The organism is Inediibacterium massiliense (assembly GCF_001282725.1).
Classification (GTDB): Bacteria; Bacillota; Clostridia; order Peptostreptococcales; family Thermotaleaceae; genus Anaerophilus; species Anaerophilus massiliensis.
In genome coordinates this window covers 230,287-247,116 of sequence record NZ_LN876585.1, presented here as the reverse complement: position 1 = coordinate 247,116, position 16,830 = coordinate 230,287, and the positions used below count along the sequence as shown (strand labels likewise).

Genomic DNA, 16,830 nt, shown 5'->3' with positions numbered 1-16,830 from the left:
CTATCCCCCTTTATACTTTTAAGAATTTTCTCATAGAAAATATACTTCCTAACGCTCCAATTCCCACACCTAATACAATAAATATTATGGTTATACTTTCAATTACAATAGGAGCAGGGATCATATATGCAGTAAACATTACATATAGCTTTTGAGTAATCACATCAAATAATTTTTTATATCCAGCCCCTACAATTCCTAATGCTATTAAAGATCCAAACAATCCTATCATCATTCCTTCTATTAAAAAAGGCCAACGAATAAACCAATTGGTAGCTCCTACATATTTCATAATGTTAATTTCCTTATTTCTTGCCATAACTGTAAGTTTAATAGTATTGGCTACTACAAACATAGAAATAAGAATTAGAGCTCCTATAATAAAAATCCCTATGGTTCTAATAAAGTCTGTAATTTTAAGAAGCTTTTCAATAATATCCTTATGATATTTTATTTCTTCCAAACCTTCTAACCCTTGTACTTTTGTTACTACATTTTCTGCATCATTAATATCTTTTAATTTGATAATATAACTATTAGGTAATGGATTTTTTTCTAGTCCTTCTAAAAGATATCCATTTTCCCCCCATTTCTTTTTCATATTATCTAAAGCTTCTTCTTTAGATAAAAAATCTACTCTTTCTACTCCTTCAATATTCTTTATAATAGATCCCATATCTTCTATTTGACTTTCAGTTAAATCATTTTTTAAATATATTGGAATAGAATCAAATTGTTTTTTTGCATCTTCTGCTAAACTATTGATATTGAGTACTAACATAAATACAATTCCTAAAATGGTAAGCATAGAGGCTATGGATGCTATGGCTACAATCCCCATTACTCTATTTCTCCAAAATCCTTTTAACCCTTGCTTGAACATATACATAGAGGTATTACTACTCTTCATAGCCATACACACCTTTCTGATCGTCTCTTACGATTTTTCCTCCTTCGATAGCAATAACTCTTTGCTGCATCATATCTACAATTTCTTTGGCATGTGTAGCCATCACTACAGTTGTACCTCTTCTATTGATTTGTTTGATAAGCTTCATAATTTCCCATGCTGTATCTGGGTCTAAATTTCCTGTTGGCTCGTCCGCAATAAGTACAGATGGATTATTTACAATAGCCCTTGCAATAGACACTCTTTGCTGTTCTCCTCCTGAGAGTTCATGAGGATACATTTTTGCTTTTCCACTAAGCCCCACCATAGCTAAAATAGTTGGTACTTGTCTTCTTATTTCCTTTGAACTTGATCCAATAATCTCCATAGCAAACGCTACATTTTCATATACTGTCTTATTTGGTAAAAGTCTAAAATCCTGAAAAATCACACCCATTTTTCTTCTTAAATAAGGAACTTTTCTATTACTTAATTTTGTAATATCTATTCCATCTATGATGATTTTCCCTTTTGTAGGCTCAATTTCTTTTAATAGTAATTTTATAAAAGTAGATTTTCCAGCCCCACTAGACCCTACTATAAATGCAAAATCTCCTTTTTCTATTTTTATATTTACATTAGAAAGTGCAATCGTATCTTTTGCATATTGTTTGGTAATATTTATTAGATTTATCATACAATCAACCCCTACTTTATCTATAATTCTACATATATCTTTTCATTTCCTGCATATTTCAAATAATCTTTTTAGGTCTATAGTATTATTTGTCCAAAAAAAACAGTCCTTTATATATTATATTATGATTTTGTGAAATTTCCAAATCCAATGGATTTCTTCTTGTTCATTTTTCTACCATATACTCCTTTTTTCTTCCCTATAAGAAATGATACAATAAACTAAGAATTCATTTGAAAGGGAGTGTATTTTATGAAAGAAAATATTCGTAAAAATATTCTTAAAAAAAGAAAAGACCTTTCTGTAGAAGAGGTCACACAAAAAAGCAGTGAAATTTTTAAACACCTAAAAAGTCTTTCTATCTATAACAATGCTAAAAATGTTATGGTTTATATGGACTTTAGAAATGAAGTAAAAACAGATAAAATCATAGAAGACCTTTTATCTCAAAACAAAAAGGTTATTCTTCCTATTAGTATCAAAGAGACAAAGCAACTCCTTTTATCAGAGTTAAAAGACCCTCAAAAGGAGCTTTATGTAAGTACTTATGGAATTTTAGAACCTAAAGAGAATTTTATTAGAGAAGTAGATCCTAAAACAATTGATTTAGTATTAGTTCCTGGAGTTGCCTTTGACCGGTTCGGCTTTAGAATTGGATATGGAGCAGGATATTATGATCGATTTTTTCAAAGGATTCATCATCCTATTATTTCTATTGGATTGGCCTTTGACCTTCAAATTATTGATAAGGTTCCTACCCATCCACTAGATTATCCACTAGATTATATCCTTACAGAAAAAGAAATCATTACTTGTAAATAAAACAAAGTATATTTTAGTAAAGTCATAAAAAGTAAGTAACAATTATTGAGAATTTGTGAAAATATAGAATAAGGGAAAAAATGGTTAGCATTACACTGTTTGAGCATAGCGAGTTTGTAATGCTATTTTTTCCCGTTTCTACATATTTTCCAAATTTGAAAATTTAGTTACGTTTTTTATGACTTTGCTGCTTTTGTTTCTTTTGAAAACTCCTCAAGTCTTCTACTCACAAGATCAAACACACTTTTCTCTGTATAATTTCCATCTTCTTTTAATTTTCCTGCTTCTTTTCCTGTCAAAACTTCTATTCCCTCTTCTATAGTAGATACTGCATAAATATGAAACATATTATTTTCTACAGCTTGAATTACTTCATCAGAAAGCATTAAATTGACTACATTTTGATGTGGAATCATAACTCCTTGTTTTCCTGTTAATCCTTTTAATTTGCATACTTTAAAAAATCCTTCTATCTTTTCATTGACTCCTCCTATAGGCTGAATTTCTCCTCTTTGATTGACAGACCCTGTAACTGCTATATATTGTTTAATAGGTACCTTAGCTAAACTAGATAATAATGCATATAGCTCTGTACTAGAAGCACTATCTCCATCTACTCCAGAATACAATTGTTCAAATACAATACTAGCAGATAGTGATAATGGTTTTTTCTGTGCAAATTTCTCTCCTAAATACCCATTTAAAATCAGTACCCCTTTATCATGAATACTTCCACTTTTTTTGACTTCTCTTTCTATATTAATAATCCCTGCTTCTCCTGTATAAGTAGATACCGTGATTTTACTTGGTTTTCCAAAGGAATATTCTCCTGTACCTGTAACTGCTAGTCCATTAATTTGACCTACTTTTTCTCCTTCTACATCTAAAAGATATACTCCTTGATCAAACATTTCTAATACTTTTTCTTCATATTTATTATTTCTATAAATTTTTTGTTCAATAGCCTTTTGGATATGTTCAAGCTTTACAATGTCTGATCCTGCTATTTCTGCAAATTGATCTGCTTCATACAATATTTCTACCACTTGATTAAATCTTGAACTCAATTTGTTTTGATGGTCAGAAAGACGACAACTGTATTCAATAACTCTTCCTACTGCTTTTTTATCAAAATGCTTTAAACCTTCTTTTTCACAATGAGTTGCAATAAATCTTGCCATTTTATGTACATTCTCTTCGTTTCTCTTCATTTCTATATCAAAATCTGCCATAATTTTAAAAAGCTTCTTAAAATCTTCATCATATTGATACAGAAGATAATATGTATAGGCATCTCCTATGATAATTACTTTTACATCTAACGGAATAGGCTCCGGCTTTAAAGTAGATGTAACTACATATCCTATTTGTTTATCTAAACCTTCTATTACAATTTGATTTGTTTTTAAAGCTCTTTTGAGAGCATTCCACGCAAAGAGATTAGATAAAAGATCTTTAGCTTGTAAAATTAAATACCCTCCATTTGCTCGATGCAGTGCACCTGGTTTAATTTGAGTAAAATCTGTTTTCAAAGCACCTAATTCATTTTTATATTCAATTCTTCCAATCAAATTATAATAATTAGGATTGGTTTCATTTACAATAGGAGCCCCTTTCATTTGACTATGATCAATAAATAAATTTACTTCATATCGATCAAAAAAAGCTTCTGTTGATCTTACATCTAAAATAGCAAAAGGATTGTTGATTTCTTTTTTATCTTTTTTAAATTTTTGTATATGTTCTATAATATCTTCCTTTAAATCCTTTAAATATTCTTTTATGCACAAATTTCCTTTGAATTTCTCTTCTATCGGATGAATATGAAAATTGAGTAAATCAGATGACATTTTTACATCTAACTTTTTCAGATCACTTCTATATTCCTCTTCTAAGCTCCTTAACCTATTAAATATTTCTACTGTCTCTATACTTAGTTCATTTGTATTTTCTCTTAAATCTTCTATTTCTTCTGAAGTCAAGCTTTGATATTCTTCTTGACTCATAGGACGTCCTTCTTTTAGTGGAACGCTCATCAGTCCTTTGTCTGTTTGTTCAAATGTAAAATCATATTGTTTGGCTAGTTCATTTAAATCACCTATCACTTCTTGTGTATAATTTTCAAATTCCTGAATGAGTACAGTTTTTTGATTTTCGTATTCTTTTGTGGTAAATACTTTAGGAACTTCCTTTTTTAAAACCTCAATCATTTCTTCTATATCTTTTTTAAACAAAATACCCATTCCACTGTTTAAAGAAAGAGCCATTGGACTGTCTGGATTTTTAAAATTATATACATAAACCCAATCATCTGGTATCTTTCTACGTTCTGCTTTTTTTTGTGTAATAGCTAATACATAACTATTTTTTCCTGTTCCGCTTTCTCCTGATACAAAAATATTATATCCTTTTCTCTTCATTCCCAATCCAAACTCCAGCGCCTCCGAAGCCCTATTTTGTCCAATAATTCCATACAAAGGATATAGATCCCTTGTTGTTTCAAATTCAAAACAATCCACATCACATTTATTTTTTAGCTTGTCTACTAAAACTCCATATTTTTTTAACATTACATCTCCTCCCACACTAGTTTATAACTATATATACCCTCTTATGTATGTAAATAAAAACTTTAACAAAAAATTTTTAGAATATTTTGTTAAAACAAAAAATAGTATAAAGGCAAATGCCCTTATACTATTTTTTTCCTGCTGCAATTTTGATATTTGCTTGATGACTTGGATCAATTTGTCCATCTTTATGTCTTGTACTATTTAAAAAATGAATATCCATATGCCCATCAAAATTATTGTCATTAATATACTGAACATCATGAGGCATAGCAGCAGCAGATGCTGCAATTTTTCTTCCTTTATATTCTATAACTACAGGTCTTGTATCCCAACTAAAAGTTCCTCCCCAAACACCTTTCATTATATTTGTATCCTCTTTTGTTATAGGTTCACAATCTGCATGATTGGCTCCTATTGTTCTTTTCATATTCCATCTTTTTCCTGTTGCAAAATCTACAACTGTAAATTTTGCTCCTATAGGCAGAACATATTGAGCCCCACTCCACCAATCTAAATATTCACCATATTTACTAGCTGGAGTAGGTAGAATTGGAACATGATGAACTGGAATTTTAATAGATTGTCCAATAGTAAGCCATTGATTTTCATTCATATGATTTGCATCTAAAATTTCTTTCATAGGAATTCCATACTGTAAGGAAAGCTTCCAAGGGTCATCTCCTGCCTTTACCGTATGGGTAATATACGTAACATAAGGCTTTGTATTTATTTGTGTCTTTTCCGTATTTGATAAATTTTGACTACTAGGAATTTTTATAACATCGCCTACCTCAAGCCATGTATTTTCATTAGCTCCATTACAAGCTAACAGATTTTTAAAATTCACATTATATTTTTGACTAATAATCCAATAAGTATCTCCTGCTTGCACTTTATAAGTTTCATTCTCAGAAATAATAATTTGATTTCCTGGATAAATCTCTGTATTTTCATCAGCATGATTTAGTGTCATAATTTCTTTTAAAGGAACATTGTATTTTTGACTAATCTTCCAAAAGCTATCCCCTTCTTGAACAGTATATGTTTGCCCATATCCTATTCCTATACTGCCCCAAAATATACTTGTACCTAGTATACTAAAAATCAATAGCTTTTTACATTTCATTAATTCTCCTCCTATTTTTATATTTCTCTTTATAGGAGTTCGACATTTTTCTACAAAACCATTTATGTAAATAATGTAAATAGCCTGTATCTAAGGATACAGGCCCAGAATGTTCACAAAATATATTATAGAAAAGTCATAAAAATTAGGAACAATTATTGAGAATTTGTGAAAATATAGAATAAGTGAGAAAATCATTAGCATTACACTGTTTGAGCATAGCGAGTTTGTAATGCTATTTTCGATCGTTTCTTCATATTTTCCAAATTTGAAAATCAGTGACGTTTTTTATGACTTTGTTTGCGAGTTTAATAGCCTGTATCTAAGTATACAGGCTATTGTAAATTTATAAATCAATCATCATATTTTACCTTTAATTCAATCTTATCAGGAAGTTCCTTTAAATTTGTCTTTGCTACTACATGAGGATATGTACTCACTTGAGTCACTACATCTCCTACACTTGGATCTTTAAAAGTAGTATATACAATCATCTTTTCTTCTTCAGCTTCTTTTATTTGCTCAACCTTATCTATATGAACTGCATATCCCCCAGTCGCTTTTTCTCCTCTTGTGACAATGACAAAAATTTCGTCATTGACTTTACAAGCCAAAGCTCTTTCTAAGCTTTTGTACCTTGGTAATATTTCTTGAATCTTTTGTGGAATTTGATCTTGGTTTAATACTTCAAATGACACTTCTTCATCATCTCCTATAAAATATTTCATACCTAAAAAAATTCCTATGATGACCATAATAACAATTGCAATAATAAAGATTTTTTTATAATTGAGTGCCTTTAATTTTTCTTTCATAATGCTTCCCCCCTTTTTCCCTTCATATATACTAAATCTTATTCTAAAATAGGTACAAATATTCTAATATTTCCTTTTTATCGTACAATAAGAAACAAAAATAAAGCTAAGAGCATATGCTCTTAGCTTTATTTTTGACTCAATACTTCTTTTACAACTTTTACTATGTTCTCAGCATTTAATCCGTATTTTTTTATCAAATCATTTGGTTTTCCAGATTCACCAAAAGTATCCATCGTTCCTACTCTTTTCATAGGTACAGGATGATTTTCTACTAATACTTCTGCTACTGCTGAACCTAATCCACCTATGATATTATGTTCTTCTGCCGTTACAATAGCACCTGTTTCTTTTGCAGCTTTTATGATTAACTCTTCATCTATAGGCTTGATCGTATGTATATCAATTACTCTTACATCTATTCCTTCATTTTTTAATATTTCTCTTGCTTCTAATGCAGGGGATACCATAATTCCTGTAGCAACAATCGTTACATCTTTACCTTCTCTTACTTGTATTCCCTTTCCTATTTCAAACTTCATATCTTCATCATAAATAACAGGAACTGCTGCTCTTCCAAATCTAGCATAAACAGGTCCATTATAATCTGCCATAGCAAATACTGCTTTTTTTGCAGATACAGCATCTGCAGGATTGATAACTGTCATGTTTGGAATAGCTCTCATACATGCTAAATCTTCTAACGCTTGATGACTTGCTCCATCTTCTCCTACTGTGATTCCTGCATGGGTTGCACATACCTTTACATTTAATTTAGGATAACAAATAGAGTTTCTTATGATTTCAAAAGCTCTTCCTGTTGCAAACATAGCAAAAGTACTTGCAAAAGGAATTTTTCCACTTGTTGCAAACCCTGCTGCTGTTCCCATTAAATTTTGCTCTGCAATCCCCATATTAAAAAATCTTTCTGGAAACTCTTTTTGAAATACTGCTGTTTTAGTTGATTTAGAAAGGTCTGCATCTAATACAACTACATTTTCATTTACTTTTCCAAGCTCTTTTAATGCATCTCCGTATGCTTCTCTTGTAGCTATTTTTTGACTCATTAGTTTGCACCTCCTAATTCCTCTAGTGCTTGTTTTGTTTCTTCATCCTTTGGTGCATTTCCATGCCATCCCACTTGATTTTCCATAAAGGAAACGCCTTTTCCTTTAATAGTCTTTGCAATAATCATAGTAGGTTTCTCTTTTGTATTTTCAGCTTCATCTAAAGCTTTTATAATTTCTTCAAAGTTATGTCCATCAATAGATACTACATGCCATCCAAAGCTTTCCCATTTTTCTTTGATTGGATGAATATTCATAACATCTTCGTTTTTTCCATCAATTTGAAGTCCATTAAAATCTAGAATTGCTGTTAAATTATCAAGCTTATAATGGCTTGCTGCCATTGCAGCCTCCCAAACAATCCCTTCTTGTACTTCTCCATCTCCAAGTAAAGTATAGATTCTATTATTTCTTTTATCAAGCTTTGAAGCTAAAGCCATTCCTATAGTAGAAGAAAAGCCTTGTCCTAATGATCCTGTGGACATCTCTACTCCTGGTGTTCCTTTCATATCAGGATGACCTTGAAGCATTGCACCCATATGTCTTAATTTTAAAAGCTCTTCTTTTGGAAAAAACCCTTTTTCTGCTAAAGTTGCATATAATACTGGCGCTGCATGTCCTTTTGATAAAACAAATCGATCTCTATCTTCCCATTTTGGATTTTTAGGATCTACCTTCATTTTATGAAAATATAGTACTGTTAGGATATCTGCTGCTGATAATGATCCCCCTGGATGTCCTGAACCTGCTGCATGTACAGATTTTATGATGTTTTTTCTAATTTCTGTAGAAATGTTTTTAAATTGACTACTATCTACTTTTTCCAATCCAGATTCCTCCTTATTTTATGATTAAGAAAAACATATTTTCTTCTTTTTCCATAAATTATTATAACATACTCATTATAATTTAATCATTTTTTATCTAATTTTGTAGAATAATACTTACTATTAAGCTATATAGTATATATTATATATATCCTCAGACTGTTGACAAACTATTTTTTAGCACAGTCATAAAAATAAGGAACATTTATTGAGAATTTGTGAAAATATAGAATAAGTAAGAAAATGATTAGCATTACACTGTTTGAGCATAGCGAGTTTGTAATGCTATTTTCGATCGTTTCTTTATATTTTCCAAATTTGAAAATTTAGTGACGTTTTGTATGACTTTGTCTGCAAACTCAGTATATATTATATATACACTATTATTTTTTGTGAAGAAATGCTTTGATCATAAACTTTGGCAGTACAAGCATTCTTTTGTATCTCCACGGTTCTTTCATCAAACGATAAAACCACTCAAGCCCTAAATTTTGATAAATCTGTGGAGCTCTTTTGGCTGTTCCTGCCCATATATCTACACTTCCACCTACACCCATAGTGACCTTTACATTTAAATGATCCCTATGTTTTTTCATCCATTTTTCTTGTTTGGGTGCCCCTAATGCTAGAAATAATATATCAGGCTTTAATTTATTGATTTTTTCTATAATATGATCTTCTTCTTCTTTCTTAAAATACCCATCTTGAAATCCTTTTATCTCTATATCAGAAAATTTATTTTTAATATTCTCACAAGCCTTCTGAGCCACACCTGGTTTTCCTCCAAGAATATAAATACTTTTTTTAGCTTCATGACAATATTTTAGTATTTCTTTCATTAAATCCACACCTGTAACTCGCTCTTTTAACTCTTTTCCTTGAATTTTAGATGCATAAATGAGTCCTATTCCATCTGGTATGACTAAATCTGCTTCGTTGATGATTTTTAATAATTCATCATCTTTTGTGGCTTCCATCACTATTTCTGTATTCGGTGTAATAATCATACTACAACTTTGTCCATTGATCAGTTCTATAGCACGATTTAGTGCGGCATCTAAATTTACCTCATCTATGAGGGATCCCATAATATCTACTTTATTTTTCAAAGGAATGTCCTCCTTTTAATAATTCTATAACTACTTTTTCATTTGTTTTAAGTTTATCTCGAAGCTTTTGTACTCTTTTTTCTAATATATTTTTTACTTGCTCATAATTTTTTTGTATATAATTAATTTCTTCATGTAATGCTTTGTAATTTAAGTTTTCTATACTACACAAAGTTTTTAACTGCAATGATTCCATAAAACTGTCTATCTTAGGATCATAAGAAATAGCAATTAATGGAGTATTCATAACCGCTGAAAAAATTAAAGAATGTAATCTTACACCTATTAACAAATTTAAATTTCCAACAATTCCTAGCATTTCATCTATATTGTATCTATTTTGAATAAAAAAAGCTTTTTGCTTCATTTTATTTTGTATTTTGTCCATAATCTTTACATCTTCACCAAAATGAAAGGGAACAAATACTATATCCACCTTAAAATCTTCAATTATTTGATCTGCTATAGTAGAAATATTAGATACAAATTCTTCATTGTCGTCTCTTCCTCTAATGGCAAAACCTATTAATGGTTTTTGATAATTTATTCCTTCTTTTATTAAAATTTCTTTTCCTAATGATATATTTCCTTCATGTAGACTAATGACCGGATCTGTAGTGACATAAATTTTTGGAATACAAACTCCTACTTCATCTAATACTTTTTTAGATTTTTCATCTCTTATAGTAATACAATCTACTCGATTTAAAACCCATCTAACCATACATTTATTAAACCATTTGTTAATAGGTCCCATACCTTGACTATATATCAAAACTTTTTTTCTCAAAAACAATGCAATCAAAATAATGGCTAGATAATAACTAATACTTCTTCCACTTGTCACATCTTGAAGTAAACTTCCGCCTCCACTAATAAACAAATCACATTTTTTAATGGCTCTACAAATTTCTAATATATTTTTCCGATCTACAGCTTGTATTTGGTGTTTTTTAGAAGTTCCTTCTGGATTTGCTGATAATACAGTTATTTCAACATCTGTTATATATTCTTTTAAATTTCCTACAATAGAAGTCAATATGGATTCATCTCCTACATTATTAAATCCATAATAACCTGAAATGACAATCCTATCCATCCAGTTTTTCTCCTCTCATCATACTCAAGAACCTCATTCCTTCATACAATACAAAAACACCGATACTTCCAATGATCATTCCTAGTAAAATAGAGTATCCCGTTCTTGCAATAGAAAGATTCATAGGAGTTCTTAAATGACAAAAAGTATTTACAATAGAGGTTTGTCCAATTACTGCTGCCAATCCAAAAGTAAAAATAAGCCACTTCCATCCTCGATAAGCCATAAAAATACCAAGCATAATAGCTGGGAAAGCAAATAAGAATTCTTTATTTCTTGGTCGAGCATATAATTTTTCCTCTAAAACATTTCTAAAAATCATCTCTAAATCTGATGGTTTGATAGAAGTTTCATGTCCAGTTCTTGCAATATATATATATCCTACCGCTGCTACAATTACTCCTAGTATAATATAGATTACTTTTACATCTTCAAATAATAGCTCTTTTACATCTTTCCATCTAATAGTCGTTTTTGAATGAAGCTTTTTATTTTTATATCCAAAATATCCAACATAGATAAGCATATATATTAAAATTGGGATCAATTGACTAATCTTTACTCCTCTAAAAATACTCATTTCTAGTAAATATTCAATATCTGAAAGATATGATCCAATCATCAAAGATCCTATAGCTGAAATGAAACAACATACAACTAAATCCTTTATCCCATTTTTTATAATTTTTATGAGTTCATTTTTGTTTTGTTCTTTATAGTAAATTCTCAATTTTGTACAAAGATATAGCATAGATAAAGATGGAAAAATTACGGCCGCTCCTAGAGGTAATAATTTATCTGCTAAAGATGGCATAACAATAATCATACCACTAACTCCTAATATTCCCATTCCCAATAAAATGTATTTTACTTTATCTTTCATAGAAATAAGATAGCTAAGAAGTAATATACCTCCTGATACGATTCCCCATCCAATAGGCATTTTGTGACGAACTCTTACTTTATGGCTTTCTATTACACTAGCCTCTCCTATGTGCATTTTATGTTTTGCAATTCTACCTTTGAATTGATCAAACATTTTTACATATTCATCATAATTTGTTACATAAATTTTATCATCATATTTGAAAGGCTTAAAATAAATGACTCTTATATTTCTTTCTGTAACTGCTCTATATAAGGCATTTTCTATTTCTTCTGCTCCTTCATAATTATAATACTTAAATCTTTCTTGAATGTAACTTGGTAAACTAAATACTCTTACACTATTATAATTTAAATTTCTTGTTAGATCATAAAGTCCATCTTGTTTGATATGTTCTCTTTGTACCTCTGATTCAATAAGACCTACTTTTATATTATTTTTTTTCATATAATCTGCTAGGTCTTTTAGTTTTTCTTTATATCCTAAAACTTCTGACCCTGCAAAAATCATATAATTAGGAATAATATCATATTTTTTATACTCAGCTACGGTTGCATTTAAATATTTTTCTCCACTAAAGCTTTCATAATTATATGGTCTTGGGATAACCTTTAGACCACTTTTTTTGATTGTATTTATTTTTTCTGAGTCAAAGCCTAAAGATAATCTTCTTATTTTAGAAGAATATAATGTAGCTGTCTTTGTAAAAGTCTTTCCTTTATAATCTTGTTCTCCCATTTGTTCTGTATATAAAGCATCTTCTATATCTCCATCCATCCAAAATAGATATTCTCCATTAGACGTAAATATTTTAAATTTCTCGGAATCATAACGACTTTCTAATCCATTTTTTATAAACTCATAATAGTCTTTTGAATTTGTAGTAACCAAAACATCATATTCATCGATTTCATTATTATTAAGATAAGTTATCAATTCTTTTGGATATTTTTTTTGCCAGTCCATATCTTTTATAATATTTCCAATCATTTCAAACTTTATAGGTTTATCTTCCTTTAGCATAGATTCAAAGCTTTCTTCCATTAATCCAACTGAGCTTACCCCTTGCTTTTTAAGCTTAGAGAACCACCAGCTTACATCTTTATTCGATTGCTTTGCCATTTGCTCAAATTCTTTATAGTCTAGTACTACATCTACTGCATTATTCTTTGATTCTACATTGATTCTTCCCATGGCTGTTATGGAAGATACCAATATTGAAAAAATAATAATAAATAATAAAATATAATTTTTCTTCATATCCTCACATCCTTTTTTATGCTTTATTTCCTTTGATTTTCATAACCATTGGTTTTACAAAATGACCATATATAGTCATTGCTTGTTCTATTTTTAACTTCATAGTAACACAAGCATATACAACTACACCTAATATACTTGGTATCATAATATTGATGACCTTTTGTATCAATCCTTTTTCTACAAAATACGAATCTAAAGTTGTAAAGCTTAGATTTACTATAATTGCCATTATGCAACAGCTTAGTAAAACCTTTGAAAAAGTATTTACTAATTTTTTTGTATCAAAATAGCCCATTTCTTTTCTAAATGCCCAAAGCAGTCCTATACTTCCTATAATAGATGATATAGATGTGGCAATAGCAAGTCCCACAATATCAAATTTTTTGCCCCATACTATATTAAAAATCATATTCATTATAATAATAAAAATAGCATATAAAAAAGGTATTTTTTTATTGTTTTTCGCATAAAATGCCTTATTGACTACATCAAGGATCCCAAAACTCACCATACCTAAAGCATAAGAAGCAAAAACAAGTCCTGTCATGATGGTATTTCCATGAGTGAACTCTCCTCGTTCAAATACAAATCCTATGATAGGATCTCTTAAAATAACCGCTCCTGCCGTCATAGGCAATAATACAAAAATCATCACTTCTACAATAGATCCTATAAAGCATGCATATTGTTTTTCCTTTAGAGAAACTGCTTTTTCTGCAAACTTTGGAAACATAACTGTATTGATTCCCAGTACTGTGGTCGTAGTAACTGCTTGATACAATATATTAGCATAATGGAGAAAAGAAATTTTTCCATGTCCAAAAAAAGATGCTTGTTTTTCATCTAATAAAATATTCATCTGGCTCACAGATGCTACCATAATAATCAATAAAATCATTGAAAAAAATTCTTTCATATGATCATCTTTCCAATTGATTTTAAAATCATATCTATATCCTTCTTTATAAAGGGTAGGAAGCATAACTACAAATTGTAAAATCCATCCTATTGTTGTCACTACAGCCAATCCCTTTACCCCATATTTTTTAGAAAAAAAACATAAAAAAAGGATCGTAATCACATTTGCAGGTAAACTAATAATAGATGTTATTTTAAATTTTTCCATACTTTGTAATAAAGATACAAATACATAAGTAATACAAATAAAGATAATTATTGGAAACATAATTTGAGTTAATTGTACAGTTAACTCAAACTTATTGGACTCAAATCCACTAGCAAGGATTTTTATAATTTGTTTTGAAAATAGCTCTCCTAAAAGAGTAAAAACAAATGAAATCACAATTAATATATTTAATAAATTATTGATAAAAGAAAAAGCTTCTTTTTTTGTATCCTTTGTCAAAAGTCTCACAATAATAGGAATAGTAGCTGCGACAATTGCACTTCCTATGCTTACAAAAACAATAGAAGTACTATTTAGAGCCATAATATAAGCATCTGACTCCATATTTGCTCCTAATTTACTACCTAATAAAGAATCTCTAAAAAAACCCAAAAATTTAGCAAAAAAAGTTAAACCCATCACTACAACAATTGTCTTGATTGTTTTACTATAGTTATTCATCCTGACCTCCACGATTGAAAAAAAGCGCACAAGCGCTTTTAACGAATCTCATAAGTTCCCTTTACCAATATAAAAGTTTTATCCCACAATATTTCTATTCCACGTCCATCGTCTCTTGGAAACAAAAGTAGATGCTGAAGAGGAATAGACTCTCCGCTTTTTAAGTCTTTTCCAATAGTTAGATCTGCAATTCCTCCAGATGAAGTTGCAATGGCTTTCGCTTGTCCAGATCTTAAAACCATCTCAGTACCTTCTCCAGCTATAACCTTTTGGCCCTTTTGTACTTCTATGACTTCAAAAGAAGAAGATGCACTAACGATACCAGAATTTGTATCATTTTTTATATTGAGTACTTGCTGAATTTTTTCATCTATATATTCCTTTAATTGTTGGTTTCTAGTTTCTACATAGCTTTTGGTCACCACTGGATCTTCTTGTGAACCAGGGTCTCCTATAGCCATTGCTACATAAGAAAACAATCCTACTGTCATGAGAGTAGTCAGTGCTAAAGAAATCAATTTCTTATTTTTCATATTTTCATCCCCTTTGTTTTCTAGTTGGTATTGATCTTTTAAATTTAGTATAACTTAGTTTATTTTATCATGAAATTATTTTTTATGGAAAATATATTTATTAATTTTTCATTACACTTAAAATTGAAAATAAATAAAAGTACTTTCTTCTGTTTGTGTAAATAAAATTAATAAAATCACAATACCAAAATAAGCTGCTGCTCGAACAGATGGAGGAAAATATCTTTGCCAATATAAACTAAATGTATTTTCATTTTTTCTAATAAAATATTCTATTAAATGTACTCCATATAGGAATACCACAAATCCAAAATATATAAAATATACTGGACTATAAACTAAATCTGATAAAGTAATCATTTTTTTGATCATAAAAATAGCATCAGACATACTACCTGCTCTAAAAAATACCCATCCTATGGTAGTCAGTTGAAAAAATATGAAAATGCATATTATTTTATAAAAAATATTTTCTTTAGGGACCTTTATATAACTTCTATACATTTTGTGAAGAGCACTTAAACTTCCATGGTATATCCCCCATATAATAAAGGTCCAAGCTGCTCCATGCCATATTCCTGAGATAGCCATAGCTGTAAATAAAAATACATATTGTAAAAAGTGACCCTTTTTTGATCCTCCTAGAGGAATATATATATAATCTCGAATCCAAGAGGATAATGTAATATGCCATCTTTTCCAAAACTCTGAAGGATTACTGCTAATATAAGGAGATTTAAAATTTAAACTTAAATTGAGTCCAAATAAATGTCCTACCCCTACAGCAATCTCACTATAAGCAGAAAAGTCAAAATAAATTTGAAATGCAAATAAATAAGCTGCAAACCAAGCATCTAAAGAATTTAGATTTCCTACTTGACTAAAATAAACATCTGCTTTTTTGGCTAAAAAATCAGCAAAGATTATTTTTTTTGAAAGACCCATACATATATAATAAACTCCATATTTTAAATTGGTAAGAGTCAATTTATTTTCTTTTAGTCCATCAATTTGAAAAAGAAACTCTTTTCCACGCATGATAGGTCCTGCAATTAATTGTCCAAAGAAAGAAATAAACACCCAAAAGCTTAAAAAAGAATCACAAGATTTGATCTCTTTTCTATAGACATCTACTATATAAGCAATGAGTTGAAAAGTATAAAAGGAAATTCCTACTGGTAACATAATCTTTGCTAATAGCGTATCTTGCCAAGGAAACACAATTCCCATAAATTTTTCTATATTTTTTAATATAAAACCTGTATACTTAAAAAATACCAAATTTAGAATATTGACCAAAATCCCTATCCAGCAATATATTTTTCCATACTTTTTTGTGATCCCTAAAGAACACATATAGGTAACCCATGAAACAATCATAAATAAAAATAAATATCTGATTCCAGATGCTCCATAAAAAATGATATTGGCTACCGCAAGAATATATATTCTCTGTTTTGGAAAACTATAGAAAAATAAAAAAGTAATTAAAAGTAAAACAAAAAATTCAAAAGAGTGAAATAGCATATTGTGTAT

Annotated in this window: 14 protein-coding genes; 1 reads left to right on the top strand and 13 read right to left on the bottom strand. The window is 29.6% G+C overall.

Annotation, left to right across the window (positions count from 1 at the left end; translation table 11 throughout):
* Window positions 1-10: 10 nt before the first annotated feature.
* Complete coding sequence (gene ftsX / locus BN2409_RS03770) at window positions 11-889, bottom strand: permease-like cell division protein FtsX (protein WP_242847904.1); 879 nt, start codon at window positions 887-889, stop codon at window positions 11-13.
* A 10-nt stretch (window positions 890-899) separates the two neighbouring features.
* The gene (ftsE, locus tag BN2409_RS03765) at window positions 900-1,586 is read right to left on the bottom strand and encodes a cell division ATP-binding protein FtsE (RefSeq protein WP_053955333.1); all 687 of its coding nucleotides are present in this window, start codon (window positions 1,584-1,586) and stop codon (window positions 900-902) included.
* A 252-nt stretch (window positions 1,587-1,838) separates the two neighbouring features.
* Here ftsE and BN2409_RS03760 point away from each other — a divergent pair, with 252 nt between their 5' ends.
* A complete protein-coding gene (locus BN2409_RS03760) occupies window positions 1,839-2,408 on the top strand; it encodes a 5-formyltetrahydrofolate cyclo-ligase (RefSeq protein ID WP_053955332.1) in 570 nt (189 codons plus the stop codon).
* A 176-nt stretch (window positions 2,409-2,584) separates the two neighbouring features.
* On the opposite strand, the gene BN2409_RS03755 is transcribed toward BN2409_RS03760, so the two are convergent.
* The 11 genes from BN2409_RS03755 to BN2409_RS03705 all read right to left on the bottom strand — a co-directional run bounded on the left by BN2409_RS03755 (window position 2,585) and on the right by BN2409_RS03705 (window position 16,821).
* Window positions 2,585-4,978 (bottom strand): Lon protease family protein, encoded by a 2,394-nt coding sequence (locus BN2409_RS03755; protein ID WP_053955331.1) that lies wholly within the window; start codon window positions 4,976-4,978, stop codon window positions 2,585-2,587.
* A 127-nt stretch (window positions 4,979-5,105) separates the two neighbouring features.
* A complete protein-coding gene (locus BN2409_RS03750; protein ID WP_053955330.1) occupies window positions 5,106-6,107 on the bottom strand; it encodes a LysM peptidoglycan-binding domain-containing protein in 1,002 nt (333 codons plus the stop codon).
* 353 nt (window positions 6,108-6,460) lie between these two features.
* On the bottom strand, window positions 6,461-6,922 hold the full coding sequence (locus tag BN2409_RS03745) for a protease complex subunit PrcB family protein (protein WP_053955329.1): 462 nt from the start codon (window positions 6,920-6,922) through the stop codon (window positions 6,461-6,463).
* Between the two features lie 128 nt (window positions 6,923-7,050).
* The gene (locus BN2409_RS03740) at window positions 7,051-7,989 is read right to left on the bottom strand and encodes a transketolase family protein (protein ID WP_053955328.1); all 939 of its coding nucleotides are present in this window, start codon (window positions 7,987-7,989) and stop codon (window positions 7,051-7,053) included.
* Complete coding sequence (locus BN2409_RS03735; RefSeq protein WP_110942932.1) at window positions 7,989-8,816, bottom strand: transketolase; 828 nt, start codon at window positions 8,814-8,816, stop codon at window positions 7,989-7,991. The genes BN2409_RS03740 and BN2409_RS03735 overlap by 1 nt, the downstream gene beginning before the upstream one ends.
* A 383-nt stretch (window positions 8,817-9,199) precedes the next feature.
* Window positions 9,200-9,925: a WecB/TagA/CpsF family glycosyltransferase gene (locus BN2409_RS03730; RefSeq protein ID WP_053955327.1), complete on the bottom strand. Its 726-nt coding sequence runs from the start codon at window positions 9,923-9,925 to the stop codon at window positions 9,200-9,202.
* On the bottom strand, window positions 9,915-11,024 hold the full coding sequence (gene csaB / locus BN2409_RS03725) for a polysaccharide pyruvyl transferase CsaB (RefSeq protein ID WP_053955326.1): 1,110 nt from the start codon (window positions 11,022-11,024) through the stop codon (window positions 9,915-9,917). Before csaB ends, BN2409_RS03730 begins: the two co-directional genes overlap by 11 nt.
* Window positions 11,017-13,170, bottom strand: coding sequence for a DUF5693 family protein (locus BN2409_RS03720; protein WP_053955325.1), 2,154 nt, complete (start codon window positions 13,168-13,170; stop codon window positions 11,017-11,019). Before BN2409_RS03720 ends, csaB begins: the two co-directional genes overlap by 8 nt.
* A 16-nt stretch (window positions 13,171-13,186) precedes the next feature.
* Window positions 13,187-14,761, bottom strand: coding sequence for a murein biosynthesis integral membrane protein MurJ (gene murJ, locus BN2409_RS03715; protein ID WP_053955324.1), 1,575 nt, complete (start codon window positions 14,759-14,761; stop codon window positions 13,187-13,189).
* A 38-nt stretch (window positions 14,762-14,799) separates the two neighbouring features.
* A complete protein-coding gene (locus tag BN2409_RS03710; RefSeq protein WP_053955323.1) occupies window positions 14,800-15,294 on the bottom strand; it encodes a hypothetical protein in 495 nt (164 codons plus the stop codon).
* A 117-nt stretch (window positions 15,295-15,411) separates the two neighbouring features.
* Entirely contained in the window at window positions 15,412-16,821 is a 1,410-nt protein-coding gene (locus BN2409_RS03705) for an MBOAT family O-acyltransferase (protein WP_053955322.1), read from the bottom strand.
* Window positions 16,822-16,830: the final 9 nt, after the last annotated feature.

Excerpts from the sequence above, each read along its gene's own strand:
- csaB (WP_053955326.1), bottom strand. The coding sequence starts at position 11,024 with ATGGATAGGATTGTCATTTCAGGTTATTATGGATTTAATAATGTAGGA.
- ftsE (WP_053955333.1), bottom strand. The coding sequence starts at position 1,586 with ATGATAAATCTAATAAATATTACCAAACAATATGCAAAAGATACGATT.
- BN2409_RS03740 (WP_053955328.1), bottom strand. The coding sequence starts at position 7,989 with ATGAGTCAAAAAATAGCTACAAGAGAAGCATACGGAGATGCATTAAAA.
- murJ (WP_053955324.1), bottom strand. The coding sequence starts at position 14,761 with ATGAATAACTATAGTAAAACAATCAAGACAATTGTTGTAGTGATGGGT.
- BN2409_RS03760 (WP_053955332.1), top strand. The coding sequence starts at position 1,839 with ATGAAAGAAAATATTCGTAAAAATATTCTTAAAAAAAGAAAAGACCTT.
- BN2409_RS03705 (WP_053955322.1), bottom strand. The coding sequence starts at position 16,821 with ATGCTATTTCACTCTTTTGAATTTTTTGTTTTACTTTTAATTACTTTT.
- ftsX (WP_242847904.1), bottom strand. The coding sequence starts at position 889 with ATGTATATGTTCAAGCAAGGGTTAAAAGGATTTTGGAGAAATAGAGTA.
- BN2409_RS03755 (WP_053955331.1), bottom strand. The coding sequence starts at position 4,978 with ATGTTAAAAAAATATGGAGTTTTAGTAGACAAGCTAAAAAATAAATGT.
- BN2409_RS03745 (WP_053955329.1), bottom strand. The coding sequence starts at position 6,922 with ATGAAAGAAAAATTAAAGGCACTCAATTATAAAAAAATCTTTATTATT.
- BN2409_RS03750 (WP_053955330.1), bottom strand. The coding sequence starts at position 6,107 with ATGAAATGTAAAAAGCTATTGATTTTTAGTATACTAGGTACAAGTATA.
- BN2409_RS03720 (WP_053955325.1), bottom strand. The coding sequence starts at position 13,170 with ATGAAGAAAAATTATATTTTATTATTTATTATTATTTTTTCAATATTG.
- BN2409_RS03710 (WP_053955323.1), bottom strand. The coding sequence starts at position 15,294 with ATGAAAAATAAGAAATTGATTTCTTTAGCACTGACTACTCTCATGACA.